This is a genomic window from Candidatus Symbiopectobacterium sp. NZEC135 (genome assembly GCF_025962695.1).
The window spans coordinates 1-798 of sequence record NZ_JAGFPF010000988.1; the positions used below are offsets into that span (position 1 = coordinate 1).

Consider the following 798-nt stretch of genomic DNA (forward strand, 5'->3'; position numbering starts at 1 on the left):
TCATAGCGCACGCGATGCTGATGCGCGGTACGAAAACAGTGCGCCAGCTCATCCGGGTGCAGTGGATGCTCCTGCAAAACATGGATCCCCCGGCGCAACAGTGCACACGCTACCTCCGCGCCGCTACCGCCGGACACCCCTGCGCGTACCACCACGCAGGCCAGGGTTACCGTCTCCGGCAGCGCCTCTACCGCGTGATAATGCGCGATACCCATCTCACGCGCGCAGCGTGCGGAAGCGTCAGAACCGCGCGACAGGATCCCAACCAGTTCAATGTCCGGGTGCAGCGCCAACGCGCGCAGATAAAATCGACCAAACGCGGTGCCGCACACCACGGCCTTCATTTTGGTGGTCATAATCTTCCCTCTTCGAGACGTTCATCGGGCAGGTATTGGCGAATCTGCGTGCCCGGATGCAGGCGGACAACGTCGTTAAAGGTTTGTGTCGCCATCAGGACGTCATCCGCAAAATGCACGCCAGGGGAAATGTCACCGCGTAATAACGCATTCACCGTGCTCACCGTGACGGCGGCGGTCAACGCCGCGCTGCTGTCGGTAGAGACCACCGCTCGGCGGCGCGGTTTGTTATGGGGGAGAAGATCGAACACCAGTCGGTAATAGGCCGAGTGCCCCAGCAGATCGAGCTCGCTGGCCTGCTCAACCTGCGCCACCGCCTGCGTCAGGCGTTCAGCATTGTTCACCCAACCGCGCAGACCGGTCAGCGTCTCACGCAAGAAGCTTCCGCTAAACACGTTATACCAGCGCAACTCGCGCAACTGATGGCGTGTCGCCAGACGCT

At 61.5% G+C, this 798-nt stretch carries 1 protein-coding gene and 1 pseudogene; both read right to left on the reverse strand.

Annotated elements, in window-relative coordinates; all coding sequences use genetic code 11:
- Positions 1-356 (reverse strand): Gfo/Idh/MocA family oxidoreductase (locus J5224_RS31930; RefSeq protein WP_264628978.1); only part of this gene is annotated, 356 nt, incomplete at its 3' end.
- A pseudogene (locus tag J5224_RS31935) lies at positions 353-798 on the reverse strand (Saccharopine dehydrogenase); the annotation flags it as partial. The pseudogene J5224_RS31935 and the gene J5224_RS31930, both read right to left, overlap by 4 nt.